The 22,914-nt window shown below is 68.3% G+C and carries 22 protein-coding genes; 11 read left to right on the forward strand and 11 right to left on the reverse strand.

All coding sequences use genetic code 11. From position 1 onward, the window contains the following. Positions 1–28: 28 nt before the first annotated feature. Positions 29–1,744, reverse strand: a complete 1,716-nt coding sequence (atzF, locus tag ACIPRI_RS05685) for an allophanate hydrolase (protein WP_446620446.1) — start codon at positions 1,742–1,744, stop codon at positions 29–31. 106 nt (positions 1,745–1,850) lie between these two features. On the opposite strand from atzF, the gene ACIPRI_RS05690 reads away from it, so the two are divergent. Beyond that, positions 1,851–2,567, forward strand: coding sequence for an SDR family oxidoreductase (locus tag ACIPRI_RS05690; protein WP_446620447.1), 717 nt, complete (start codon positions 1,851–1,853; stop codon positions 2,565–2,567). A gap of 235 nt (positions 2,568–2,802) precedes the next feature. Further along, positions 2,803–3,333, forward strand: a complete 531-nt coding sequence (locus ACIPRI_RS05695; RefSeq protein WP_446621055.1) for a MarR family winged helix-turn-helix transcriptional regulator — start codon at positions 2,803–2,805, stop codon at positions 3,331–3,333. A gap of 34 nt (positions 3,334–3,367) precedes the next feature. Here ACIPRI_RS05695 and ACIPRI_RS05700 read toward each other — a convergent pair whose 3' ends face one another. The 7 genes from ACIPRI_RS05700 to ACIPRI_RS05730 form a co-directional block, all read right to left on the reverse strand. Beyond that, the gene (locus tag ACIPRI_RS05700; protein WP_446621056.1) at positions 3,368–4,540 is read right to left on the reverse strand and encodes a Gfo/Idh/MocA family protein; all 1,173 of its coding nucleotides are present in this window, start codon (positions 4,538–4,540) and stop codon (positions 3,368–3,370) included. A 5-nt stretch (positions 4,541–4,545) separates the two neighbouring features. Further along, on the reverse strand, positions 4,546–5,508 hold the full coding sequence (locus ACIPRI_RS05705; protein ID WP_446620448.1) for a PDR/VanB family oxidoreductase: 963 nt from the start codon (positions 5,506–5,508) through the stop codon (positions 4,546–4,548). Between the two features lie 16 nt (positions 5,509–5,524). After that, on the reverse strand, positions 5,525–6,496 hold the full coding sequence (locus ACIPRI_RS05710) for a Bug family tripartite tricarboxylate transporter substrate binding protein (protein ID WP_446620449.1): 972 nt from the start codon (positions 6,494–6,496) through the stop codon (positions 5,525–5,527). A 10-nt stretch (positions 6,497–6,506) separates the two neighbouring features. Further along, positions 6,507–7,496: an ABC transporter substrate-binding protein gene (locus ACIPRI_RS05715; protein ID WP_446620450.1), complete on the reverse strand. Its 990-nt coding sequence runs from the start codon at positions 7,494–7,496 to the stop codon at positions 6,507–6,509. 4 nt (positions 7,497–7,500) lie between these two features. Beyond that, positions 7,501–8,820 carry a Rieske 2Fe-2S domain-containing protein gene (locus ACIPRI_RS05720; RefSeq protein ID WP_446620451.1) on the reverse strand — a complete coding sequence of 440 codons (1,320 nt, stop codon included), beginning with the start codon at positions 8,818–8,820 and terminating at the stop codon, positions 7,501–7,503. 26 nt (positions 8,821–8,846) lie between these two features. Continuing rightward, positions 8,847–9,314: a bacteriohemerythrin gene (locus tag ACIPRI_RS05725; RefSeq protein ID WP_446620452.1), complete on the reverse strand. Its 468-nt coding sequence runs from the start codon at positions 9,312–9,314 to the stop codon at positions 8,847–8,849. A gap of 158 nt (positions 9,315–9,472) precedes the next feature. Further along, on the reverse strand, positions 9,473–10,444 hold the full coding sequence (locus ACIPRI_RS05730) for a LysR family transcriptional regulator (protein ID WP_446620453.1): 972 nt from the start codon (positions 10,442–10,444) through the stop codon (positions 9,473–9,475). 109 nt (positions 10,445–10,553) lie between these two features. Here ACIPRI_RS05730 and ACIPRI_RS05735 point away from each other — a divergent pair, with 109 nt between their 5' ends. Further along, entirely contained in the window at positions 10,554–11,564 is a 1,011-nt protein-coding gene (locus tag ACIPRI_RS05735; RefSeq protein WP_446620454.1) for a tripartite tricarboxylate transporter substrate binding protein, read from the forward strand. A gap of 26 nt (positions 11,565–11,590) precedes the next feature. Further along, entirely contained in the window at positions 11,591–12,985 is a 1,395-nt protein-coding gene (locus tag ACIPRI_RS05740) for an amidase family protein (protein ID WP_446620455.1), read from the forward strand. Between the two features lie 4 nt (positions 12,986–12,989). Here ACIPRI_RS05740 and ACIPRI_RS05745 read toward each other — a convergent pair whose 3' ends face one another. After that, the gene (locus ACIPRI_RS05745; protein WP_446620456.1) at positions 12,990–13,835 is read right to left on the reverse strand and encodes a M48 family metallopeptidase; all 846 of its coding nucleotides are present in this window, start codon (positions 13,833–13,835) and stop codon (positions 12,990–12,992) included. A gap of 36 nt (positions 13,836–13,871) precedes the next feature. Between ACIPRI_RS05745 and ACIPRI_RS05750 the strand changes: the two genes are divergently transcribed. The 6 genes from ACIPRI_RS05750 to ACIPRI_RS05775 all read left to right on the forward strand — a co-directional run bounded on the left by ACIPRI_RS05750 (position 13,872) and on the right by ACIPRI_RS05775 (position 20,645). Further along, positions 13,872–15,272 (forward strand): AmpG family muropeptide MFS transporter, encoded by a 1,401-nt coding sequence (locus tag ACIPRI_RS05750; RefSeq protein ID WP_446620457.1) that lies wholly within the window; start codon positions 13,872–13,874, stop codon positions 15,270–15,272. Positions 15,273–15,320: 48 nt separating this feature from the next. Next, on the forward strand, positions 15,321–16,532 hold the full coding sequence (locus ACIPRI_RS05755; RefSeq protein ID WP_446620458.1) for a beta-ketoacyl-ACP synthase: 1,212 nt from the start codon (positions 15,321–15,323) through the stop codon (positions 16,530–16,532). Continuing rightward, positions 16,529–17,338: a beta-ketoacyl synthase chain length factor gene (locus ACIPRI_RS05760; RefSeq protein ID WP_446620459.1), complete on the forward strand. Its 810-nt coding sequence runs from the start codon at positions 16,529–16,531 to the stop codon at positions 17,336–17,338. Before ACIPRI_RS05755 ends, ACIPRI_RS05760 begins: the two co-directional genes overlap by 4 nt. A gap of 65 nt (positions 17,339–17,403) precedes the next feature. Beyond that, complete coding sequence (locus ACIPRI_RS05765) at positions 17,404–18,135, forward strand: response regulator (protein ID WP_446620460.1); 732 nt, start codon at positions 17,404–17,406, stop codon at positions 18,133–18,135. 123 nt (positions 18,136–18,258) lie between these two features. Then, positions 18,259–19,452 (forward strand): ATP-binding protein, encoded by a 1,194-nt coding sequence (locus ACIPRI_RS05770; RefSeq protein WP_446620461.1) that lies wholly within the window; start codon positions 18,259–18,261, stop codon positions 19,450–19,452. 41 nt (positions 19,453–19,493) lie between these two features. Then, positions 19,494–20,645: an MBL fold metallo-hydrolase gene (locus ACIPRI_RS05775; RefSeq protein WP_446620462.1), complete on the forward strand. Its 1,152-nt coding sequence runs from the start codon at positions 19,494–19,496 to the stop codon at positions 20,643–20,645. Here the strand turns inward: ACIPRI_RS05775 and ACIPRI_RS05780 are convergent. Further along, positions 20,642–21,307 carry a class I SAM-dependent methyltransferase gene (locus ACIPRI_RS05780; protein WP_446620463.1) on the reverse strand — a complete coding sequence of 222 codons (666 nt, stop codon included), beginning with the start codon at positions 21,305–21,307 and terminating at the stop codon, positions 20,642–20,644. The two genes, ACIPRI_RS05775 and ACIPRI_RS05780, sit on opposite strands and share 4 nt — an antisense overlap. Before the next feature lie 135 nt (positions 21,308–21,442). Here ACIPRI_RS05780 and ACIPRI_RS05785 point away from each other — a divergent pair, with 135 nt between their 5' ends. Continuing rightward, complete coding sequence (locus ACIPRI_RS05785; RefSeq protein WP_446620464.1) at positions 21,443–22,735, forward strand: O-antigen ligase family protein; 1,293 nt, start codon at positions 21,443–21,445, stop codon at positions 22,733–22,735. Here ACIPRI_RS05785 and ACIPRI_RS05790 read toward each other — a convergent pair. Next, complete coding sequence (locus ACIPRI_RS05790; RefSeq protein ID WP_446620465.1) at positions 22,701–22,910, reverse strand: zinc-finger domain-containing protein; 210 nt, start codon at positions 22,908–22,910, stop codon at positions 22,701–22,703. The genes ACIPRI_RS05785 and ACIPRI_RS05790 overlap by 35 nt on opposite strands. Positions 22,911–22,914: the final 4 nt, after the last annotated feature.

Below are 22,914 nucleotides of genomic sequence, written 5' to 3' on the forward strand. Positions count from 1 at the left end.
CAAAAAAAGAGGTGGTGGACGATCCGATTCAGGGCGCGCTTTGCAGCTGCCGCGATTCGATGTAGCGGCGCCAGCCGCCCAGATGCGTGATGTCGGTGGCGCCCTGCGCGGCCAGCGCCTCGCAGACGAAGCCCTGCACGCTGCTGCCGTCGGCCAGCTGCAGGCTGCCGATGCCCAGCGGCGCCGGGATCAGCGCGACGAAGCTGCCGTAGTGCGCCAGCGGCATCTCCCACACCTCCACCGCGATGGCAGCGCCCTCTGCCGGCGGCACGCGCACCAGGCCCGGCTTGGGCGGCAGGGTGGCGGGCAAGGCGTAGAGGCGGTATTGCGCGGCGGTTTGCGTTTTTTCCACCAACACGGCGCCGCGCTCTGCAAGCTGCCAGTTCAGCGGCATGCCCGACAGGTGCGCGCCCACCACCGCGACCTTCACCGTCGCCGGCCTGTCGAGCCCCGGCAGTTCGATCGCCGGCGGCAGCGGCTCGCCGGTGGCGCCCTGCGCGAGGCCTGTGGCATGGTGATAGCGCTGGCCAAGCTCGGCCAGCTGCAGGTCGCTGCCGCAAGGCCCGACCAGCGTGATGCCGAAGGGCAGGCCATCGGGACGCAGGCTGCTGGGCACCGAGAGGGCCGCGTAGCCCAGCAGGTTGACGAAGTTCGTATAAGTGCCCAGGTTGCGGTTGAGCGTCACCGGGTCGGCCTGCATCGCGTCGATGCGGTAGTGCGTGGGCGCGGTGGGCAGCAGCAGCACGTCGATGGATCGCCACATTGGCGCTGCCTGCTGCGCCAATGCCTGCAGCTGTGTCTGCGCGTCGGCAAGGTCGGCGGCGCTGTAGCTGCGCCCCTTCGCCAGGATGCCGCGCACCGGCTCCATCACCTGGTCCTCATGCGCATCGAAGAACTCGCGCACCGCGGCGTAGCGCTCGGCCACCAGCGCGCTGTCGTAGAGCAGCTCGGCGGCCTGGGCCAGTGGCGTGTAGTCGATCTGCACCGCTGCGCCGCCCAGCGCCTGCAGGCGCGCGACGGCCTCGTCGAAAGCTGCCGCGGCGGCCAGATCGCCAAAGAACTGCAGCTGCGACGGCACGCCGAAGCGAAAGCGCGGCGCCAGTGGCTCGCACTTCAGAACCAGCGCACGCGCATACGGATCCTGCGCATCGAAATCGATGGCCGCCGTCAGCACGCGCACAGCCAACTGCACGCTGCGCGCAAAGATGGACACGCAATCCACGCTCTGCGCCGCCGGCACCACGCCGCGCGCGCTCAAGAGGCCCTTGGAGGGCTTGAGTCCCACGATGTTGTTGAGGCCGGCCGGCACGCGCCCCGAGCCCGCCGTGTCCGTGCCCAGGGCAAAGTCGACCTGGCCGGTGGCCACCACATACGCCGAGCCGGAGCTGGAGCCGCCCGACACGTAACGCGCATCGAAGCTGTTGGGCACCGCCCCATAAGGCGAGCGCGTGCCGTTCAGCCCACAGGCGAATTGATCCAGATTGGTCTTGCCCAGCACGGCCGCACCGGCGTCGAGCAGCCGCTGCACCACATGCGCGTGCGCCGTCGCGGTGCGGGCAAAGGCCGGGCAGGCGGCGGTGGTGGGTGCGCCGGCCACGTCGATGTTGTCCTTGACGGCGAACAGCAGGCCCGCCAGCGCGCCCGCGCCAGCGCCCTGCAGCGGCGCGCCAAAGCGCGTGATCCAGGCGGCGTCGGCCGAAGCCCCGGCGGCCGCCTCGTCCTGTGGGTTCGCCCCGTGCACCATGATCAAGCATCCTGTCTTGTGTACAAGATGCAACGCAAGCAATGTGCCAGCGCGCTTGGTCTAATCGCGCAGCTTTGACACCGATGAATCGAGGAAGGCCCAGCCGATGAACACTGCAAACACCACCGCCCCTGTCGCCATCGTCACCGCCGCCGGCCGCGGCATGGGCGCGGCCATCGCGCGCGAGCTGCATGCGCGCGGCTACCGCTTGGCGCTGATGTCGCCGTCGGGCAGCGCCGAGGCGCTGGCCAAGGAGCTGGGCGGCTTCGGCCTCAGCGGCTCGGTGGCGAAAGAGGAAGACCTGCGGCGCCTGGTGGAAGGCGCGGCAAAGGCATATGGCCGTGTCGACGCGGTGGTCAACCACACCGGCCATCCGCCCAAGGGCGACCTGCTCGACATCGGTGACGACGGCTGGATCCAGGGCAACGACATGATGGTGCTGTCGGTGGTGCGCATGGCCCGGCTGGTGACGCCGCTGATGCTGGCCCAGGGCCAGGGCGCCTTCGTCAACATCACGACCTTTGCCGCTTTCGAGCCCTCGCCGAAGTTTCCGGTCTCCTGTGCCTACCGCGCCGCCGTGGGCGCCTTCACCAAGCTGTATGCGGACCGCTATGCCGCCCACAACATCCGCATGAATGCGCTGCTGCCGGGCTACATCGACAGCCTGGACCACAAGCCGGAGACGGCCCAGGGCATTCCGATGGGGCGGCTGGGAACGGTGTCCGAAATCGCCAAGACGACGGCCTTCCTGCTGTCAGGCGATGCGGGCTACATCACCGGCCAGAACATCCGCGTGGACGGCGGGATCACGCGGCACGTCTAGGCCCGTCGCAGGCGCTACTGGGGTTCGACGCTCATGCTGCGCTGCGGGTCGTTGGTGATGACAACAAGAAGGATTGCAGCGCGACGACGGCAGCCTCGCGGACTGGGATGGCCAGACCCACGGCGAGATTCAGGTGCGCGGCCCCTGTACCACCGGCTCGTACTCGGGTATCGGTTCGCCGCCGGACAAGTTCACAGCCGGGCCATGCGCTGGCGGCTCTGAGAAAATGGAGCGCATGTCCAAACTCACTGCGGCGCGCGAAGCCGAAATCTCCGGTCGGCTGCTCAAGCACTGGCACGAAGCGGTGCCGAACGACCGAATGGCGCACCTGGTCAAGGATACGGCCCGCAGCTTCCTGCGTTCGCTGCAGGCGAGGCTGGCTCCACACGGCGTCTCGCTCGGCCACTGGACCTTCCTGCGAATCCTCTGGGAGGGCGACGGGCTCACGCAGCGCGAGCTCAGCCATGAGGCTGGCGTCATGGAGCCGACCACGCTGATCGCGTTGCGCGCCATGGAAGCATTGGGCTACATCAAGCGGGAGCGGATGGAGGGCAACCGGAAGAACCTGTATGTCTACCTGACCCCGGCCGGCAGGGCCCTCCGGAAGAAGCTGGTGCCGCTGGCCGAGGAGGTCAACGCGCTGGCAATGCGCGGCCTGGACGAGGCGGCCGCCGCCACCACGCGCCGCAGCCTGCTCGTGATGCTGGACAACCTCGCCGGCGACGGCTTGCTTTCCGACGCGCAGACCGAAAACGGCGTGCTGTAGCTCGGCCGGTCAGGCACGTGGGCGGCGCCAGGCCTCAGCGTCGGGCGGGCAAGTCGACGTCGCGTCCATCGCGCGCCGACTGCAGCAGCGCCAGGCACACCTCCAGGGTGGACCGTGCCCACGGTCCGTCGTGCAGCGGCGAAGCGCCGTGCACGATGGCTGCGTGCAGCTCGTCGATGACTTCCTGGCGCGGCAAGGCGGGCGCGGGAAGCCGAAAGAGCTCGCGCCGTTCGTCACCATAGATCCAGACGCCGTCGGGGACCGGCCGCAGGTCGGCCAGGTCGCAAGACACGACGATCGGACCGAAGTGCTGGTAGTGCGCCGCGGCGGCCGCCGCGGCTGGCCTGTAGGCAGGCCCCCCATAGGTGCTGGCCGCTTTCAGGCGCGCCTCTTCGTCCGCATCGTGAATGCTTGCGAGCCGCCTGCGCGCGGCCCCGTGGTCCTGCGGATCCTTGCGGGTACCCATCTCGCCTGTCCAGTCGCACCACTCGTCGGAATCGAAATGTCCGTAGCCGCTGTAGCTAAGGCTTGCGAAGGCACCGCTCTGGAACCACAGCAGTACGGTGTAGGCGCCTTCGGTCGGCCGCTGCGCGTCCCAGGCACCGGTGACCGCGCGCACCTTCGTCACGGGGCTGCCCGCCAGCAGCCGCACGATGTCGATCTGATGCGCGGCCTGGCTGAAGACCACGCCGCCGCCGGCGTCGGTCTGGAGTTCCTCGGGGCGGCGCGGGCGATACAGGAAGTCGGTGTAGTTCAGCGCATGGATCATGCGAACGCAACCGAGGCCGCCCGCCGAAACGATCTCCCGCGCCTTGGCGTAGGGCGCATCGAAGCTGTGGCAATGACCGACGATGAGCCGCACATCGGCCGCTTCGCAGGCCTGGATCATCGCGTCGCACTCGGCCAGCGTGAGCGCCATGGGCTTCTCGACCAGCACGTGCTTGCCGTGCATGGCCGCGACGCGCGTGTGGTGCGCATGGAATTGGTGAGGGCTGGCGACGTAGATCGCGTCGACCGAGGGATCGGCTGCCAGGCCTTCGATGTCCGGGTAGACCGGTGTGTCGAAGTCGCGCGCGAACTGCGCCCGCGCCGCTTCGCGCGGATCGCAGGCGGCCACGAGCTGCACGCGCCGGTCCTGCAGGAAGGTAGGCAGCATCAGCGTGAACGCGCGGCCCAGGCCGGCGACGCCGAGCCGGATCGGACGAATGTCGTTCACAGGTCCAGCACCAGCTCGGGCGATCTGGCTCGCGAAACGCAGATCATGATCCGCTCGGACAGCTCCTCGGGCATCAGCACCATGTCGCGGTGGTCCGCATCGCCCGAAAGAAGGGTGGTGCGGCAGGTTCCGCAGGTACCGCTTTCGCAGGAGGAGGGTGCATTGCAGCCATGCTCGCGCAGCGTGGCGAGGATCGACTTGCCCACCGGCACATCGAATTCGAGCCCCGAACGCGCCAGCCTGATCTTGAACGGCTGGTCGTCGGGCTTGACACCGCCGCCTTCGTTGAAGCTCTCGAAGTGCACATTGGCTGGCGACCAGTGCCCGGTCATGTCGCGCACCGACTCCATGAGCGGACGCGGGCCGCAACAGTAGATGTGCGCCGTGTTCGGCTTTTCGAGCGCCGGCCACAGATCGAAGGACTTCTCCGGGTCGCCGTGGTCGTGGTGGATGTGCACATGGCGACGCAGCTGCGGGCGCATCAGCTCGTCGGCGAAGGCGGTCGATTCGGGCGAGCGCGTCAGGTAGTGCAGTTTCCAGGGCGCCGCTGGAAGCCCCGCGAAGGAGCGGATCATCGACAGGATCGGCGTGATGCCGATGCCTCCCGCGATGAAGAGATAGGCCCTGGCGTTGTCCACCAGCGGGAAGGCGTTGTCCGGCGGCGAGGTCGCAAGGACGTCTCCAGCATGTGCCTCGTCGTGCATGCTGATCGATCCGCCCTGACCGTTGGGGTCGCGCTTGACCGTGATGACATAGCGATGGCGCTCGCCCGGATCGTTGCACAGGGAGTACTTGCGCACGGCGCCACCGGGCGTCTGCACCCCGATGTGCGACCCAGGCGTGAACGGCGGCAGTTCTGTGCCGTCGGGCTGCACGAGCTCGAAACTGCGTATGCCCTCGGCGACGTCGAGGACGCGGGCAATGCGAAGCGGCATTTGCGTGTCGGCGCGGATTTCCATGGCGCTCACCTGCTCGTCATTCAGCTTTGAGGTTCGCGACCTTCGCCGCCGCCGTGATCCGCGCGGACTCCGCGCGCAGCGCCTTGGCAAGCTGGTCCGGCCCTGCGCCGATGGGGTCGACGCCGGCTTTCTGCAGCTGCTCGACGACGTCGGGCTGCTTCACGATCTTGGCGATCTCGGCGCTTATCTTGTCGATCGGCTCGCGCGGCGTGCCGGTCTTGGCGAGCACCGCGACGGTGAACGCGAAGTCGAAGCCGGGGATCTTCTCGGCCAGCGCGGGCACGTCGGGCGCCAGCGGCGAGCGCTTGGCCGAATTGATCGCGAGCAACTTCGCCTGGCCCGATTTCACGAAGCCCATGAGCGAAGGTGGGGAGGCAAACACAAGGTCGACATCGCCGCCGACCATCGCAGGCACCGAGTTGCCGCTCCCGCGAAATGGAATGTGCGTCACCTGAATGCCAAGACCCGCCTTCATCGCTTCGGCGGTGAGGTGATGGATGCTGCCGATGCCGGAGGATCCGTAGTTGGAGGAATCCGGCTTGGCCTTGGACTGCGCCACCAGTTCGTCGAGCGTGTTGAACTTCGCCCGAGAATTGGCGGCGAGGAACAAGGGCGCAGTGCCCACCAGCGATACCGGCACGAAATCCTTCTGCGCGTTGTAGGCGGGCTTTTGCATCAACAGCGGCGTGATCGCCAGCATCGGCCCGTCGCTGACCAGCAGGGTGTATCCGTCGGCCGGCGACTGGGCGATCGCGGCGGCCGCTACCGCGCCGCTCGCGCCGGGCTTGTTCTCCACGACCACAGGCTGGCCCAAGGCCGTCTGCAGGCGGCTGGAGAGCACGCGTGCCACCGTGTCGGGCAAGCCGCCCGGTGAATACGGCACGACCAGCCTGATCGGCTTGGACGGATAGGCCTGGGCGTGCAAGGGCCCGCTGGCCGCGATGGCTAGGCACGCCGCAGCGGTTCCGAGGAAGGATTGGAAGTTCAAGGCATGCCTCCTAGATGCTGTATGTCTCGTACGTGGCGGGATGGAAGAGCTCTTCGACAGGCACGGGGCGTGCCGACAGTCCCTGCGAATGGTGGTGGCGCACGAAGGTCTCGAGCGTCTTGCGTGCAGGTGCGACGCCGTAGGACCAGTAGTCCTCGCCCATGGTTTCGCGGGCGGCCTTCAATTGCTCCTCGACGAAGGGCAGCGTGACCTTGGTGGCCGAGGTGTCGGCCAGCAACTCGAGTGCCGCGGCCTTGGATTGCGTGAAAGCCTTCTGCACCGCCGCCGGCAGCCAGCGATGCCGCTCGGCCAGTTCCTTGCGAATGCCCACGACATGCATGATCGGGAATACGCCGGTGCGCTGGTAGTAGTCCTTGGCGCTGGCCGTCGGATCGTCGAAGAGCCAGCCGATGTTCGGGTTCTTCAGGGCCTGCCGGTTCGGCGGGCGCGGACCGATGAAGCCGTCGATGTCTCCGCGATCGAGCAGCTCGGAGATGGTCATGCCCTCGGGTGCCTCCTCGATGCGCACCTCCGGCGGCAACTGCAGCTTGACCTTTTCCGGGCGGCCGGGCGTGTCGATGCCGCCGCGCACCCAGGTCACCTCCTGTGGCCGCACACCGTGATCGTCCTGCAGGATGGCGCGCGCCCACACATTGGCCGTCAACTGGTACTCGGGCAGTCCCACGCGCTTGCCCTTCAGGTCTTCCGGGCGCTGGATGCGATCTTTGCGCACGTAGATCGACGTGTGGCGGAACGCGCGCGACAGGAACACCGGCACCGCGACGTACGGACATTCGCCCCGCGAGTGCTTGACCAGGTAGCTGGAGAACGACAGTTCGGTGATGTCGAAGTCCTGGCTGCGCATGGCGCGGAAGAACATTTCCTCGGGATTGAGCAGCGAGCAGATCGAATCGACACCGTCGATCCGCACACGGCCGTCGAACAAGGCGCGGGTGCGGTCGTAATCGCCCATGGCGATGGAGAGTTGCAGTTTCGTCATGGTGTCAGCGGCTCACGAGATAGGAGGGCTCAATGTCGGGCTGCGCCTGGCCGTCGAGCCAGGTGAAGCGCGCTTCGTGCTGGCGCCAATCCGTGGTCTTGGGGACGATGGCCTGGAAGGCGCACACGCTGGGCGGGATCGCGTTCTCTCCGGTGCCGATGGCGGGCTCCCCGTTCTCGAACGCGCGCACGGCGTCGATCATCTGGCGCCGGAACTCGACGATCGCCAAGTCGCTTGCACCCAGGCGTTCCTTGCTTCGGTCGGCGATCGGGCCCATGGTCAACCACATCGCCACATCCTGGTTGGGAAAGCCCGTGATGCCGGTGAAGTTGCCCGCCTTCATCGCCTGACGGTCCTGCCAGAAGCGGTTGTCCGCGGTGCGCAGTGGGCGGTAGCGATCGTCCAGGTCGACGCCCACCGTCTGGCGCAGGAACTTGCGCCAGGTGTCCGTTTCGGGCGTCTGCGTCGGGTGGCCCCAGGCGATGAAATAGAACGCGGTATTCGTGTCGTCTATCGGCACGTTCACGTTGGCGACGTTGTAGAGATTGTTCGGCGGAATGAGCACCGTCCCCGGCGCAACGAACACCGTGGAGCGCACGTAGTCATTGGCGGCGGCGTTCTGGATCGGGTGACGCAGCGCGGCATAGCGAAAGCCGTAGCCTCCGCGCTCGACCTGCAACCGGGGCGACTTGTCGGTGGAAGGCCGCAGCCAGGTCTTGTCGGTGGCCTTGGCACCGTCCACGCGCGCCGGAACCATATCGGACGAATGCAGACTCGAACTGTGCGCCGAGTCGATGGCACCTTCGAGCACCTGGGCCCAGTTGCAGGACAGCAGTGTCTTGGCGATGCTGACGCGCACGTCGGCAGAAGGCGCCCAGGCGGGCGCCCGGAACTCCGGGACGTCGTCCTGGGCACCGAACCAGCTCCATACCATGCCACCCCATTCTTTGGTGGCGTAGGCCTTGTGCTTGGTCTTCTCCGCCATGCCGCTGGCCGCCGGCTCCGAGGCCATCTCGAGCACGTTGCCGTCGACATCCATCTTCCAGCCGTGGTACAGGCAGCGCAGACCGCCTTCTTCATTGCGGCCGAGTACCAGCGAGGGGCCGCGGTGCGGGCAGGCCTCGGCCAACACGCCGATACGGCCGTCGCTGTCGCGAAACACGACGAGGTCTTCGCCGAAGACGCGCGCCTTCACCGGCGCGCCATCGGGTTCGCTCACCTCTTCCACCAGGCACACCGGCGTCCAATGGCGGCGCATCAGTCCGCCCATTGGCGCATCACCCTCTATGCGGCATAGCAGGTCGTTCTCTTCTTTGGTCAGCATTGAAATCTCCAGATTGGGGGTATGGGTCAGCGAGAGACGGCAGCGGTAACGAATGGTTCGATGTGGCGGCGCAGGACGACTGGGGTGCCTCCCAGACGGCGCTTGCACATCCAATGGGCGAGTGCGGAATCGAGATAGTCCGCGTGGCCGGGGAACCACTCCACGAGTGCCTGGGCCAGACGGCGGGCCGCCTCGTGCTCTCCGTGCAGGACACGGCGCTGCACGCCCTCGATCGAGCGCATGACGGCGGCGTGCTCGTCGATGTGGCATCCCTGCGCGGGGAAGTCCGACTCGATCATCCATTGGTCTTCGGCGTCGAAATGCGCTCGCGCATTCAATGCCAACGCATCGAGCGTGTCGGCGACGGCGTGGTCGGGCGCTTGCGCCAGCGCCTGCACGAGGGCAAGGAATTCTTCGTGGAGATCATCCATAGGCGTATAGCCGAGGGGAATGCCACTGTGGCTGGCGAAGGGGCTCGATTCAGGAGAGGACACGGCGGCGACTCGCGGGATAAATAGTTAGATGACTAACTATAATCACGGAGACCGGGCACGTCAAACTAAGCGACCTAAGGAAAACCATGAGCTCGAAGCGGACCGCGGCTCGACCTGGTGAGGGCGCTGGCAGGCCGGGCCGACCGCGGCCCCCGAGCTCAGGCGCCGCGCCGAGGACGACGCGAACGCCCTTGTTGCGTTGGCTTTTGCAGGCGCAGCAGCTCGCCCTGCACCCGCTCGATCTCGTCGGCCAGCATGCCGCGCAGCAGATCCAGCGCCGGCGGCGCCGTACGGCCGGCGAGACAGACGACGCCGTAGCGCGCCGATGCCTCCAGCGAGGGCGCGAGCGCGAGCGGGACCAGCTCCCCGCGGGCCAGCGGCTCGAGCGCCGCCGCGTAGATGCCCAGGCAGATGGCATCGGTCTCCGCCGCCACCTGCAGCAGCGTCGATACCGAGTCGCAGCGCAAGGTCACCAACTGGTCGGGATGCGCCGCGGGGCCGTGGCGCTCCACGAAGATGCGTGCGATCTCCAGGCTGAGATTCGGCGCGGCAACCGGGTAGCGCATCAGCGCTTCGATGCGAACCGGCTGCTGCGCCAGCAGCGGATGCCCGGCGCGGCACAGGCAGCCGGCGGGCATGTCGGGCAAGGGCTCCAGCACCAGTTCTTCCGAAGGCGCCACGGCGCGCGCGTCGGCCACCACCGCATCGAGTTGCTTGCGGCCCAGCTGCTCCAGCAGCGGCTCGGTCGCCCCTTGCGCGACATGCAGCCGGATCTTTGGATATTGGGTGGCAAAGCTCTTGAGCGTGTGCCGCATGAACAGGGCCGCTGCGCCGGGCGCCATGCCCACGCGCAGGCTGCCGGTCAGGCCCTCCTGCAGCAGCAGCGCCGATCGCTTCAGTTCCTCGGTCTCGAACACCACGCGGCGGGCACGCGCCAGCACTGCCTTGCCGAAGGCGGTGAACTCGTTGCGCTTGCCGATGCGGTCGATCAGGGCCACGCCCAGCTCTTCTTCCAACAGCTGGATGCTGCGGCTCAGCGCAGGCTGCGTGAGGTGCAACTGCTCGGCCGCGCGGCTGAAGGAGCCGGTGTCGTGCAGGGCAACCAGGTGGCGCAGTTGCTGGAGGTTCATGGTCTCAACTATGAGAAGGACTAATGATCTTCACAAGAAAGATGCATTAGACACATTCTCCACCCCTTCCTACGATGGCCAGGCAAAGCCATACAAGTACGGAGACTTCATGACCACGATCACTTTTCGCCCGCTGGCCCGCCTCTGCGCGCGGACGCTTGCCGCCCTTCTGACCGGCGGGCTGCTTGCCGCCGCCGCGCAGGCCCAGCTGCCCGCCGGCGCCACCGTTTCGATCATGGTGCCCTACCCGGCAGGCGGCGCCTCCGACGTGGTGGCGCGCACGGTGTCCGTGCCGCTGGCCAGGCACCTGGGGCAGACGGTGGTGGTCGAGAACGTGGGCGGCGTCAGCGGCGCCATCGCGGCGCAGAAGGTGCTGAACGCGCCAGCCAACGGGCTGTACCTGTACCAGGGCACGCCCAACGAACTCATCCTGTCACCGCTGGTGAATGCGGCCGTGAAGTTCAACGCCGAGGACTTCCAGCTGCTGCAGCTCAACACCTACGCCCCGATCGTGCTGGTGGCCCGCGCCGACCTGCCGGCCGGCAACGTCGACGAGCTGATCGCACTGGCCAAGAAAGCCCCCAAGGACAAGCCGCTGAACTACGGCAGCGTGGGCATGGGCTCGCTCTACCATGTGCTGGCCGAGCACCTCGGCCAACTTACCGACACCAGCTCGACGCATGTGCCCTACAAGGGCGCCATGCCGCTGCTGCAGGACATGGCGGGCAGCAATCTGGACTTCGCCTTCCTGCCGCACTTTGCCGCCATCGACGGCATGGTGGCCTCGGGTCGCATCAAGGTTCTGGGCCAGGCCGGCGCCAAGCGTGCCGCTACCTTGCCCAACATCCCCAGCCTGGTCGAAGGCAAGCAGCTCAAGAACTTCGACTTCATGATCTGGGGCGCGCACCTGGTCAAGAAGGGCACGCCGCCTGCGATCGTGGACCAGCTGAACAAGGCGCTGCAAGCCGCGCTGGCCGACCCCAAGGTGCGAGAAGCGCTGGAGGCCCAGGCCATGATCATGGGCAAGGCGATGGCGCTCGACGAGGCCGCCAGGTTCTATGCCACCGAGACCGCGGTCTACCGCAAGCTGATCAAGGACGTGGGCATCCAGCGCCAGTGAAGAATAAGGAATGAGGAATGAGCGCAATGATGAAAGAACTGTGGCAACTGGACGCGTCGGACCTGGCGCAACGCATCGCACGGCGCGAGATCAGCTGCGAGGAAAGCGTTGAAAGCTGCCTCGATCGCATCGGGCAGGTGAACCCCCGGCTCAATGCCGTGGTCGACCAGGACGCCGCGGGCGCGCTGCGCGAGGCGCAGGCGGCCGATGCGATGCTGGCGCGCGGCGAGCCGGTCGGACCCCTGCACGGCGTGCCGGTGACGATCAAGGTGAACGTGGATCAGGTGGGCTTTGCCACCACCAACGGCGTGCCCGCCTACCGCGGCAACGTGGCCCAGGCCGACAGCGCCGTGGTGACCAACCTGCGCCGGGCCGGCGCCATTCCCATCGGCCGCACCAACACGCCGGCGTTCTCGATGCGCTGGTTCACCGACAACGCGCTGCACGGCCGCACGCTCAACCCGCATGACGTTGCGCTGACGCCGGGCGGCTCCAGCGGCGGCGCGGCGGCGGCGGTGGCCTCGGGCATGGGGCCCATCGCGCACGGCAACGACGTCGGCGGCTCCATCCGCTACCCGGCCTATGCCTGCGGCGTGTATGGCCTGCGGCCCACGGCGGGCCGGGTGCCCGCCTTCAATCCATCTTCCACCTCCGAGCGGCCAATCAGCTTCTTTCTGAATTCCGTCCAGGGCCCGCTCGCGCGCAGCGTGGCTGACCTGCGCCTGGCCCTGACGGCCATGTCGGGCGCCGACGTGCGCGATCCCCAATGGGTGGCCGCGCCCATGCTGGGCGAGGGCGCGCCGCCGTGCCGCGTGGCGCTGTGCCTGCAGGCACCCGGCTATCGCGCGGACCAAGTGGTAGAGCAGGCGCTGCGGCAAGCGGCCGGCATGCTGTCCGACGCCGGCTACATCGTGGAGGAAGTCGCCCCGCCCCGGCTGCGCGAAGCCACCGACGTCTGGCTGCGACTTCTGACGCACGAAGCGCAGCTGATGTTCAACGATGCCATCTTCGAAAGCGGCGACCCGGCGATCGTGCGCGCGCACCAGGCCATGTGCGAACTGGCGCCGCCCCTGGACATGGCGGCCTACCTGCGCATGCAGGGCCTGCGCACCGCGCTGCAGCGCGAGTGGGCGGTGTTTTTGCAAAGCTACCCGCTGTTGCTGTGCCCCGTGTCGTGGCAGGCGCCCTTTGCCATCGACGCGGACCTGAAGGGCGCCGATGCCGCGCGCGCCCTGGTAGATGCGCAAAGCCCACTGCTGTCCACCGCCGTGCTGGCCCTGCCGGGACTGTCGGTGCCGATGGGCCTGGCACAAGGAATTCCTACCGGCGTGCAGCTGGTGGCGGCGCGCTTCAACGAGGCCCGCTGCCTGGACGCGGCGGCGGTGATCGAAAGGCGGCGCGGGCCAGTGCGCGTGGTCTGACGCGCTACCGTTTGGCCGCCCGGTACAGCCCCTCCACCTTCGGCACGTTGGCCTCCAGGTTGCGGATGCGGTCCGGGCCGCTGGGGTGGGTAGAGAGAAAGCCCAGGCTGCCGCTTTCGCTGGACGCCGACGCCTTGCCCATCTTCTGCCACAGCGTGATCGATGCGCGCGGGTCGTAGCCCGCGCGCGCCGCCAGTTCCAGGCCGACCAGGTCGGCTTCGGATTCGTCCGTGCGGCTGAACTGCAGCGACAGCAATTGCGTGGCGCCGCGCGCCGCCAGGTCGCCCATCTGCCCCAGGCCCAAGAGCTGCGCGCCGATCGACAAGGCGAGCCCCGTGCCGGTGCGCTTGGCCAGCTGCTCGCGCGCGTGCTCGCGCAGCGCGTGCGCCACCTCGTGGCCCATCACCATCGCCACTTCGTCGTCGGTGAGCTGAAGCTGGTCGAGGATGCCGGTGTAGAAGGCGATCTTGCCGCCCGGCATGCAAAAGGCGTTGATCTGCTTGCTGCCGATCAGGTTGACTTCCCATTTCCATTGCGCGGCGCGCGGATTCCACTGCGGCGCAAAGGGAATGATGCGCGCGGCAATGGCGCGCAACCGGCGCAGCTGCGGATTGCCGTCACCGGCCAGCGCGCCCTTCTTCCTGGCCTGGGCCAGCAGTTGCGCATATTGCTGCGCACCGGCCTGCTCCAGGTCTTCGGCCGGCACGATGCTGCGCGTCATCGAGGGCTCGCCCACGCTGACCTGCGCCAGCGCCGGGGCGGCCAGGCTGGCACCGGCAGCCAGCAGGAAGGCGCGGCGCGCGCGTGGCGACAACAGTCGGCCGGATGAAAAGTCGCATTGCAGACACATGGGGGAATAATACGAAGAGGCCAACCAACTGTCTGCATGCCTCTTCCTACGCCTCCTAAGCCGGTGCGCGGCGCCGAGCCGTCCCCTTCCCTCGATTCCGATGCCAAGCCCACCCGCAGCTGGCGCGAAGCGCTGGCCGTGTATCTCGAGCCGGCCACCTTGCGCATGCTGGCCCTGGGCTTCTCGGCTGGCCTGCCGCTTCTGCTGGTGCTGGGCACCCTGAGTTTTCGGCTGCGCGAGGCGGGCATCGACCGCGCGGCCATCGGCTACCTCAGCTGGGTGGGCCTGGCCTACGCCTTCAAGTGGGTCTGGGCGCCGCTGGTCGACCGGCTGCCGATTCCGCCATTGACGACGCTACTGGGCCGGCGCCGCGGCTGGCTGCTGCTGGCGCAGGCGATGGTGATCGCCGGACTGGTGGGCATGGCCTTCAACGACCCGAGCGCGCTGCTGCAGCCGCTGGTGCTGTGCGCCTTGCTGGTGGCTTTCGGCTCGGCCACGCAGGACATCGCGCTGGACGCCTACCGCATCGAATCCGCCGCCTCCGACAAACAGGCCGCGCTGGCGGCCGCCTACCAGACCGGCTACCGCATGGCCATGATCTGGGCCGGCGCCGGCGTGCTGTGGATCGCCGCCCGCGCCGAAGTGGCCGGCACCGCCGGTTATCAGAACAGCGCCTGGCAGGTGGCCTACCTGGTGATGGCCGCCTCGATGGCGGTGGGCGTGCTCACCGTGCTTCTTTCGCCCGAGCCGCAGCGGCGCGAACTTCCGACGCCACGCAACGCCGGCGAGTGGCTGCGCGATGTGCTGGTCGAGCCCTTCGCCGACTTCGTCCGGCGCTACCGCTGGCATGCGGCGCTGATCCTGGCCCTCATTGCGGTCTACCGCATCAGCGACGTGGTGATGGGCATCATGGCCAACCCCTTCTACGTGGACATGGGCTACAGCAAGGACGAGGTGGCCTCGGTCAGCAAGATCTTCGGCGTCGTCATGACCCTGGTGGGCGCCTTCGTCGGCGGGGTGCTGTCGGCGCGCTTCGGCGTGGCGCGCATCCTGATGCTGGGCGCGGTGCTGAGCGCGGCCAGCAACCTGCTGTTTGCCTGGCTGGCCGGCCATGGGCACGACCTGTACGCGCTGATCGCGGTGGTGTCGGCCGACAATCTGGCGGGCGGCATCGCCTCGGCGGCCTTCATCGGCTACTTGTCGAGCCTCACCAACGTCAATTACTCGGCCACCCAGTACGCCCTGTTCAGCTCGATGATGCTGCTCCTGCCCAAGTTCATTGCCGGCTATTCGGGCCTCTTCGTCGACCATTTCGGCTACGCCGCCTTCTTCAACGCGACGGCGGCACTGGGCGTGCCGGTGCTGGTGCTGGTGGCGCTGGCGCTGCGCAGCACACGACGGCATCCGGCATTGCCGGACGCAGCACCGGCCCGCTAGGGGCCGCTAGCTGTTACAAATGCGGCTTCGCCCCCCGAACTTCATCCAGTGCCAAACCGCATCCCACCCCTTCGCATCAGCGCGTTCACCGCCACCACGGCCGTGGGCGCCGGCAAGACGGCCCTGGCCGACGCTCTCCAGGCGGCGCGCAGCGGCCTGCGGCCCAACGACTTCGGCCCATCGCCCCTTCCCACCTGGATTGGCCGCGTGGAAGGTGTGGAGGCGCTCACTCTTCCTGAAACGCTGGCCAGCTGGGACTGCCGCAACAACAGCCTGGCCTGGATGGGCTTGCAGGCGGACGGCTTCCTGGCGGCAGCGGCGGCGGCCCGCGCGCGCTATGGCGCAGACCGGGTGGCCCTGGTGCTGGGCACCTCGACCTCCAGCATCGGCGAGACCGAAGGCGCCTACACCCGGCTCGAGGCCGACGGCCGCTTCCCGCCCGCGCAGCGCCGGCCGCTGGTGCACACGCCGCATTCGCTGGCCATGTTCGTGCAGCAGGCGCTTGGCCTGGAAGGCCCCTGCGAGACCATCTCCACCGCCTGCTCCTCCAGCGCCAAGGCCTTCGCCTCCGCAGAACGGCTGATCCGCCTGGGCCTGGCCGACGCGGCCGTGGTCGGCGGGGTCGACACCTTGTGCGGCAGCGTGCTGTTCGGCTTCAATTCGCTGGAACTCGTGTCACGCGAGCCCTGCCGGCCCTTCGACGCCCAGCGCAACGGCATCAGCCTGGGCGAGGCGGCCGGCTTTGCGCTGCTCGAGCGCGCGGACGGCAAGCAAGACACGGGTGGCCAATTGCTGCTGCTGGGCTACGGCGAAGCCAGCGATGCGCACCACATGTCCACCCCCCACCCCGAAGGCCTGGGCGCCGAGCGCGCGCTGGATGACGCGCTGGCGCGCGCCGGCCTGGCCACCGACGCGATCGACTACATCAACATGCACGGCACCGCCAGCACCAAGAATGACGAGGTCGAGGCGGCCCTGGTGGCGCGGCGCTTTCCCGCGCGCACCCATGCCAGCTCGACCAAGGGCTTCACCGGCCACACGCTGGGCGCGGCCGGCATCGTGGAAGCAGTCATCAGCCTGCTGGCGCTGGAAACCGGCTGGATGCCGGGCACCGTCAACAGCAGCACGCCCGACGCCGACTGCGGCCCGCAGATCCGGCTGCAAGGCGCGCACGGCGAGGTGCGCCATGCGCTGAGCAATTCCTTCGGCTTCGGCGGCAACAACTGCGCCCTGATCTTCGGCAAGGGGGCCGCGGCATGACGCCCACCCTCTACATTGAAGGCCCGGCTTTCTGGGCGCCCACCCTGCCCGGCTGGGACATCGCCCGCACGGCCTTTCGCGGCGAAGGCGCGCCGGCCGACCCGCCCGCCAAGAGGCCGTCGCCGCAGGTGCTGGCACCGGCCGAGCGCCGGCGCGCGCCCGACGCGGTGGCAATCGCGCTGGAAGTGGCCGCCGCCGCCGTGGCCGCCGCCGGCCGGCAAGCGGCCGAGTTGCCCTGCGTGTTCGCCTCGGCGCATGGCGACCTGGCCATCAACGACTACATGTGCGCCACCCTGGTGGCCGAACCCACCCTGCTGTCGCCCACCAAGTTCCACAACTCGGTGCACAACGCGGCGGTGGGCTACTGGACCATCGGCACCGGCTGCATGGCGTCCAGCAACTCGGTGTCGGCCTTCGAGTCGAGCTTTGCCGCCGGCCTGCTGGAAGCTGCCGTGCAATGCGCCGCTGACCAGCAGGCCATCTTGCTGACCGGCTTCGACGTGCAGGCGGTCGGTCCGCTGGGCACCGTGGTGCGAAGCGACGGCATGCTGGCGGCCGCCATGGTGATCGCTCCGGAGCGCAGCGAGCGCACGGTGGCGGCCTTCGACTGGTCGCTGGCCAGCGGCCCGACCGAGGCCCTGCCCCTGCAATCCGAGGCCGCGCGCGCACTGAAGGGCAACGGCCTGGCCGACGCCTTGCCCCTGTTCGAAGCACTGGCACGCGGCGGCGATGGCGAAGCCCGGCTGGCCATGCCGCTGTCGGCCCGCCTGGCGCTGCAACTCGTGCTGCGCCCGGTCGTCGCCTGAAGCGCGCGAGCTTTTTTACCCAACTTTACAAAGCATTCAACGCCCCTTGCCGGGGCGCTACGACCATGGCGAGGATGAGCACCCCGCAGCTATTGATGATCGAAGACGATTTGCGCCTGGCGCACATGGTCGGCGAATACCTGACCCAATCGGGCATGGCCGTCGCGCACGCGGGCGACGGCGCCAGCGGGCTGGCGGCCTTGCAGGACAAGTCGCCCGACCTGGTCATCCTCGACCTGATGCTGCCCGACATGGAAGGCCTGGAGGTGTGCCGCCGCATCCGCGCCCTGCCCGGCGCGCTGGCCAAGGTGCCGGTGCTGATGCTCACCGCCAAGGGCGACCCGATGGACCGCATCATCGGCCTGGAAATCGGCGCCGACGACTACCTGCCCAAGCCCTTCGAGCCACGCGAGTTGCTGGCGCGCATCCGCGCGGTGCTGCGCCGGCGCGGCGACGGCAACGCCGCCGGCAGCGAGGCGCCCGCTGCCTCCGTGATGCGCTTCGGCTCGCTGGAGATCGACCGCAATGCGCGCAGCGTCACGGTGAACGGCAACATGGCCGAGCTCACCTCCTACCAGTTCGACCTCCTGGTGGCCATGGCCGAGCGCGCCGGCCGCGTGCTCACGCGCGACCAGATCATGGAAGCCGTGCGCGGGCGCGAGCTGGAAGCCTTCGACCGCTCCATCGACGTGCACATGGGGCGCATCCGCGCCGCCATCGAGATCGACGTCAAGAACCCCAAGCGCATCCTCACCGTACGCGGCGTGGGCTACGTGTTCGCCAAACAGCAAGAATGAGCCTCCCGGCTTTTCACTCCGCTTCGCTGCGTGTAATTCGCCACCTCCCGAGGAGGGGACCTCACCTGCGGCCCGGCAAAGCCGGCTCCGCGGCGTGGGGCTGGCAAAGAGGCTTTGCCCACCATGCTTAATCCCTATTCGAAGCATCTGTACGTGCGAATCTGGCTGGCCGTGGCCGGCGGCGTCATCGCGCTCACCTTCGTGGCGAGCTGGTTGATGCGCATCGCGGTCGAAAACGAACGCGAGCGCGTCGCCAACGTGCCGCGCAGCGTGGTCGTGATGGACGACAAGGACAACGTGATCGGCAGCGGCAGCGCCATGCGGGTGCCCGGCCGCGGCATCGAGTTCGATGTGTCGCTGGATGACGGCCGCAAGCTGAGCCTGCAAATGGCCCGGCGCGAGGACACGCCCGGCCCCGACGGCAAGCGTCCACCGCCGCCCTGGTGGCGCACCCCCTATGGTCCCGGCTGGCTGATCGTGCTGGTGGGCATGGCGGTGGCGCTGGGCGTCTACCCGATCGTGCGGCGCCTGACCAAGCGGCTGGAAGTGCTGCAGGGCAGCGTCAAGCGCTGGGGCGAAGGCGACCTGTCGGCGCGCGTTCCGGAGGACGGCCAGGACGAGGTGGCCGACCTGGCGCACCGCTTCAACGAATCGGCGACGCGCATCGAAACGCTGGTGCGCTCGCACAAGTCATTGCTGGCCAATGCCTCGCACGAGCTGCGCTCGCCGCTCACCCGCATCCGCATGGCGCTGGAGCTGATGGGCGAGCACCCGAGCGCCGTCACCCGCGCCGAGATCTCGCGCAACATCGCCGAGCTGGACCAGCTGATCGACGAGATCCTGCTGGCCAGCCGGCTGGATGCGCGCGAGGCCGACATGGGCACCATCGAGAGCGTCGAGCTGATGGGCCTGGCGGCCGAGGAATGCGCGCGCACCGAAGCCGAGCTGGAGGTGCCCGCGGGCACCGACAGCGGCGCGCTGACGGTGCGCGGCGTGCCGCGCCTGCTGCGCCGCGCGATCCGCAACTTGCTGGAAAACGCGCGCCGCTACGGCGCCGGCGAAGTCAGCCTGCAGCTCGAGGCCGACGGCGGGCAGGCCCGCTTGGTGGTCAGCGACCGCGGCCCCGGCGTGCCGACGGCCCTGCGCGAGCGCATCTTCGAGCCCTTCTACCGCCTGCCCGGCGCCAGCGAGCGCGAAGGCGGCGTCGGCCTGGGCCTGGCGCTGGTGAAGTCGATCGCCGAGCGCCACGGCGGCTCGGTGCGCTGCGAGGGGCGCGCCGGCGGCGGGGCCAGCTTCGTCATCACGCTGCCGCGCTAGCTTTGGCTATGCTCGCCGCTCCAGCACTTTGTGGAGCATGCGTGAGCAGCAACGCCTTCCAACGCCTGCGCCTCATCGGCGTGTGCCTCCTGCTCACGGGCTGCCAAGTCATGAGCCAGCCCTTGGCCAGCAGCGGCGGCGCGAAGCCACACCACACGCCCCAGGGCTTTCGCAACAACTACGGGGTCTCCGGCGGCAAGCCCTTTTCGCAGTTCCTCAAATGGCAATGGGAACGCGCCACAGCCCCGGCGCCCGCCGAGCCGCCCCAAGCCACGCCCACAGCGGCGCCGGAGCTGGACTTCCTGACACGCAATGCCAGGGCCGGCGCCGCCATGCAGCCGGCACTGACCTGGATCGGCCATGCCACCCTGCTGATGCAGGCCGATGGCTTGAACGTGCTAACCGATCCAAACTTTTCCGAACGAGCCTCGCCCTTGGGCTTTGCCGGGCCGAAGCGCCACCAGCCGCCGGGCGTGGCGCTCGCCCAGTTGCCGCGCATCGACGTGGTGCTGATCTCGCACAACCACTACGACCATCTGGACCGCGACAGCGTCCAGGCGCTGGCGCAACTGCCGGGCGGCTCGCCGCTCTTCCTGGTGCCGCTGGGCCTGGCGGCCTGGATGAGGGACGCCGGCATCGACAAGGTGGTCGAACTGGACTGGTGGGAGCAGCACAGCCTGCAGGGCGTCGAATTCCAGCTCACGCCGGTGCAGCATTGGTCGGGGCGCACCTACTGGGACCGCACCGAAACGCTGTGGGGCGGGTGGGCCGTGTTCGGGCCTGGGCTGCACTGGTACTTTGCGGGCGACACCGGCTACAGCAAGGATTTCGCCGACATCCGCCAGCGTTTTGCGGCACGCCAGACCGAGGCGCGGGGCGGCGGCTTCGACCTGGCGCTCCTTCCCATCGGCGCCTACGAGCCGCGCTGGTTCATGAGCGATCAGCATGTGAACCCCGCGGAATCTGTGCGCATTCACCGCGACCTGGGCGCCAAGCGCAGCGTGGGCATGCACTGGGGCACCTTCGCGCTCACCGACGAGCCGCTCGATCAGCCACCCAAGGACTTGCATCAGGCGCGCGAGGCCCAAGGCGTCAGCGCAGCCGAGTTCGCGCTGATGGCGATCGGCGAGACGCAGCGCCTCGCGCCACGCGCGCCGACGGGCCGGGCCGTGACGGCGCAGCGGGCGCCTTAGGCGGTCTCAAGAGCGGCCCCTTCAACGGACTGTTGGCGTTTGGGCACGTGCCTGAATGCGAGCCGGGTCCAGTTGACGCCGGCTGCGCGGTTTGAGGCCTGAACGGACTCGGTCTTCACGTGGAGGACCGGCTGGAGGCCATGCTGTCGGGCGAGCTCGATCGTTTCCTCGGCAGACACTTCAAACATGCGCCTGCCAACGGGCACAGGGCCATGGCGAAGAGACAGGACCACGACGCCGTGTGGCGCCAGCAATGAGGCAAGCCTGGGCATCCCGTCCCGCCGCTCGCGTTCGTCGAGGTGCATCCAGACGCCGCTCAACATGACGGTGTCGAACATCTGCCCGCGCTCCCGCACCCGATCGAGCTTCGGCAATGCGTCATCGAGCCATTCGATCGAAGGCGATGCGTGAAGGCGCATTGCCGCGAGACGAAACGCTTCGGTCGGTTCGACGGCCACAACCGAGTGTCCCTGGCTGGCAAACCAGGCCGCATCAACGCCAATGCCAGCCCCGACATCCAGGACGCGGCCGGGACGCCCCGCAAGGAGATGCATTTCAGCCTGGTGATGCTCGAGAAAGGAGATCGCCTGATAGCGAGGAATCAATTCCGCCGCTTGTTCTGCGTAGCCCTGCGTGCCGGGAGTTCTGGCGATGCTTCGCATGAGGGAAGGTCTGAATGTAGTTCACGAAAAATCGCTCCGTTCGCGAGTCGTTCGCGAACTGTTGCGGGCACTATAGCCCTGTGCACCGGACAAGCCGGTCTCTCCCGATCGAACGCAAACCTAAAATCCCGCCCCATGTTCCGAACTCGTCTCGCCCGCCACGCGGCGGCCTTCTGGGGCTTCGTGGTCTTCATGCCGGTGGGCCTGAATTACGCGGCCTTCCTGTTTCTCTTGATCGCCATGGCCGTTGGCGGCAACCTGCGCGAGCGTGCGGGGCGCATGCGTGCCCATCCGCTGTGGTGGCCGATCGTGGCCTACGTGGGCTGGACCCTGATCGTGTTGGCGCTGCGGCCGCACTACAAGGAAACCGGCTCCGACTTTTTCCACGGGCTGCGCATCGCGCTGACCATGCTGATGGCCCTGGCGCTGACGCGCGAGGAATGCGTGTGGGCGCTGCGCGCCTTCCTGCTGGCTGCGCTGCTCGGGCTGCTGCTGATCGCGCTGCACCACACCGTGGGACTGCCAGACCTGCAGATCTGGCGCGCCGTGACCATCATGCAGGGCAACAAGTCGATCAACGACGCGCTGCTGTTCGCCATGATCGGCGCCGGCGCCGCAGTGCTGGGCCTGGCGCACCTGCGCGACGCGCAGCGCTGGCACTGGGCCGGGCCGGCCTTTGCCGCGACGGCGCTGATGGCCATCGTTGTGAGCCTGGCACTGCCTTCGCGCACCTCGCTGCTGGCCATGCTGGTGTGCGTGTTCGCCGCCTGCTTCCACCAGTTCCGCGGCCATGTGCGCGGCCTGGTCGTGGCGCTCGGCGTGGCCGCGGTGATCGCCGGCATCGGCGTGTGGCAGTTGCCCGATTCCATCAAGAACAAGTTCGAGCAGGGCGTCCAGGAACTGGAGCAGGCGCAGGCGGGCCTGGCGTCCGACGCCAGCTGGGTCACGCGCTACTACATGTACCGCGAGACCACCAACATGATGCTGGATGCGCCGGTGATGGGGCTGGGCATCGGCGCCTGGACCAGCGAATGGAAGCGGCGCGCCCCGAAAGTCCTCGACTACAAGAACATGCCCCACAACGACTACCTGTGGATGGGCTCGCAGGCGGGCTTCCCGGGCCTCCTGGCCCTGCTGGTGATCATCGTGGGCGGGGTCTGGGTGTGCTGGCGCCGGGCCGACCTGACGGGCCGGGTCGGCTTCGTCGGCATGCTCACGCTGTTGATTGCCGCCAGCCTCAACTCGGCGCTGCGCGACGCGCAGATCGGCCTGAGCCTTTTGTGGATCGCCTTCCTGTGCCTGCGCCTGGTGCAGGAAAGCGGCAGCCCGTGGCGCGGCGTGCTGCCGCCGCGCCTTTCGGGCATCTTGCAGAGCGGTGTGCCGGCGAGAAGCCCTAGTGGTGGCCCGCAGCCACCTCACCCGCTTTGAGGCGGTACACGGTGCCGCAATAAGGGCACTTGGCCTCGCCGGTGCGCGCCACGTCCAGGTAGACCTTGGGGTGCGCGCTCCACAGCGGCATGTCGGCCTTGGGGTTGGGGCAGAACACGCCGCCCTGCGAATTCAGGTCCTTGGCCAGCAGTTCGACCTCAGCTTTTGCGTTCATGGTT

This window comes from Variovorax sp. LARHSF232 (assembly GCF_052871435.1).

Bases quoted from the DNA above. Each gene is read 5' to 3' on its own strand.
- atzF (WP_446620446.1), bottom strand. From the start codon at position 1,744: ATGGTGCACGGGGCGAACCCACAGGACGAGGCGGCCGCCGGGGCTTCG.
- ACIPRI_RS05690 (WP_446620447.1), top strand. From the start codon at position 1,851: ATGAACACTGCAAACACCACCGCCCCTGTCGCCATCGTCACCGCCGCC.
- ACIPRI_RS05695 (WP_446621055.1), top strand. From the start codon at position 2,803: ATGTCCAAACTCACTGCGGCGCGCGAAGCCGAAATCTCCGGTCGGCTG.
- ACIPRI_RS05705 (WP_446620448.1), bottom strand. From the start codon at position 5,508: ATGGAAATCCGCGCCGACACGCAAATGCCGCTTCGCATTGCCCGCGTC.
- ACIPRI_RS05715 (WP_446620450.1), bottom strand. From the start codon at position 7,496: ATGACGAAACTGCAACTCTCCATCGCCATGGGCGATTACGACCGCACC.
- ACIPRI_RS05720 (WP_446620451.1), bottom strand. From the start codon at position 8,820: ATGCTGACCAAAGAAGAGAACGACCTGCTATGCCGCATAGAGGGTGAT.
- ACIPRI_RS05730 (WP_446620453.1), bottom strand. From the start codon at position 10,444: ATGAACCTCCAGCAACTGCGCCACCTGGTTGCCCTGCACGACACCGGC.
- ACIPRI_RS05735 (WP_446620454.1), top strand. From the start codon at position 10,554: ATGACCACGATCACTTTTCGCCCGCTGGCCCGCCTCTGCGCGCGGACG.
- ACIPRI_RS05740 (WP_446620455.1), top strand. From the start codon at position 11,591: ATGATGAAAGAACTGTGGCAACTGGACGCGTCGGACCTGGCGCAACGC.
- ACIPRI_RS05745 (WP_446620456.1), bottom strand. From the start codon at position 13,835: ATGTGTCTGCAATGCGACTTTTCATCCGGCCGACTGTTGTCGCCACGC.
- ACIPRI_RS05750 (WP_446620457.1), top strand. From the start codon at position 13,872: ATGCCTCTTCCTACGCCTCCTAAGCCGGTGCGCGGCGCCGAGCCGTCC.
- ACIPRI_RS05760 (WP_446620459.1), top strand. From the start codon at position 16,529: ATGACGCCCACCCTCTACATTGAAGGCCCGGCTTTCTGGGCGCCCACC.
- ACIPRI_RS05765 (WP_446620460.1), top strand. From the start codon at position 17,404: ATGGCGAGGATGAGCACCCCGCAGCTATTGATGATCGAAGACGATTTG.
- ACIPRI_RS05770 (WP_446620461.1), top strand. From the start codon at position 18,259: ATGCTTAATCCCTATTCGAAGCATCTGTACGTGCGAATCTGGCTGGCC.
- ACIPRI_RS05780 (WP_446620463.1), bottom strand. From the start codon at position 21,307: ATGCGAAGCATCGCCAGAACTCCCGGCACGCAGGGCTACGCAGAACAA.
- ACIPRI_RS05785 (WP_446620464.1), top strand. From the start codon at position 21,443: ATGTTCCGAACTCGTCTCGCCCGCCACGCGGCGGCCTTCTGGGGCTTC.
- ACIPRI_RS05790 (WP_446620465.1), bottom strand. From the start codon at position 22,910: ATGAACGCAAAAGCTGAGGTCGAACTGCTGGCCAAGGACCTGAATTCG.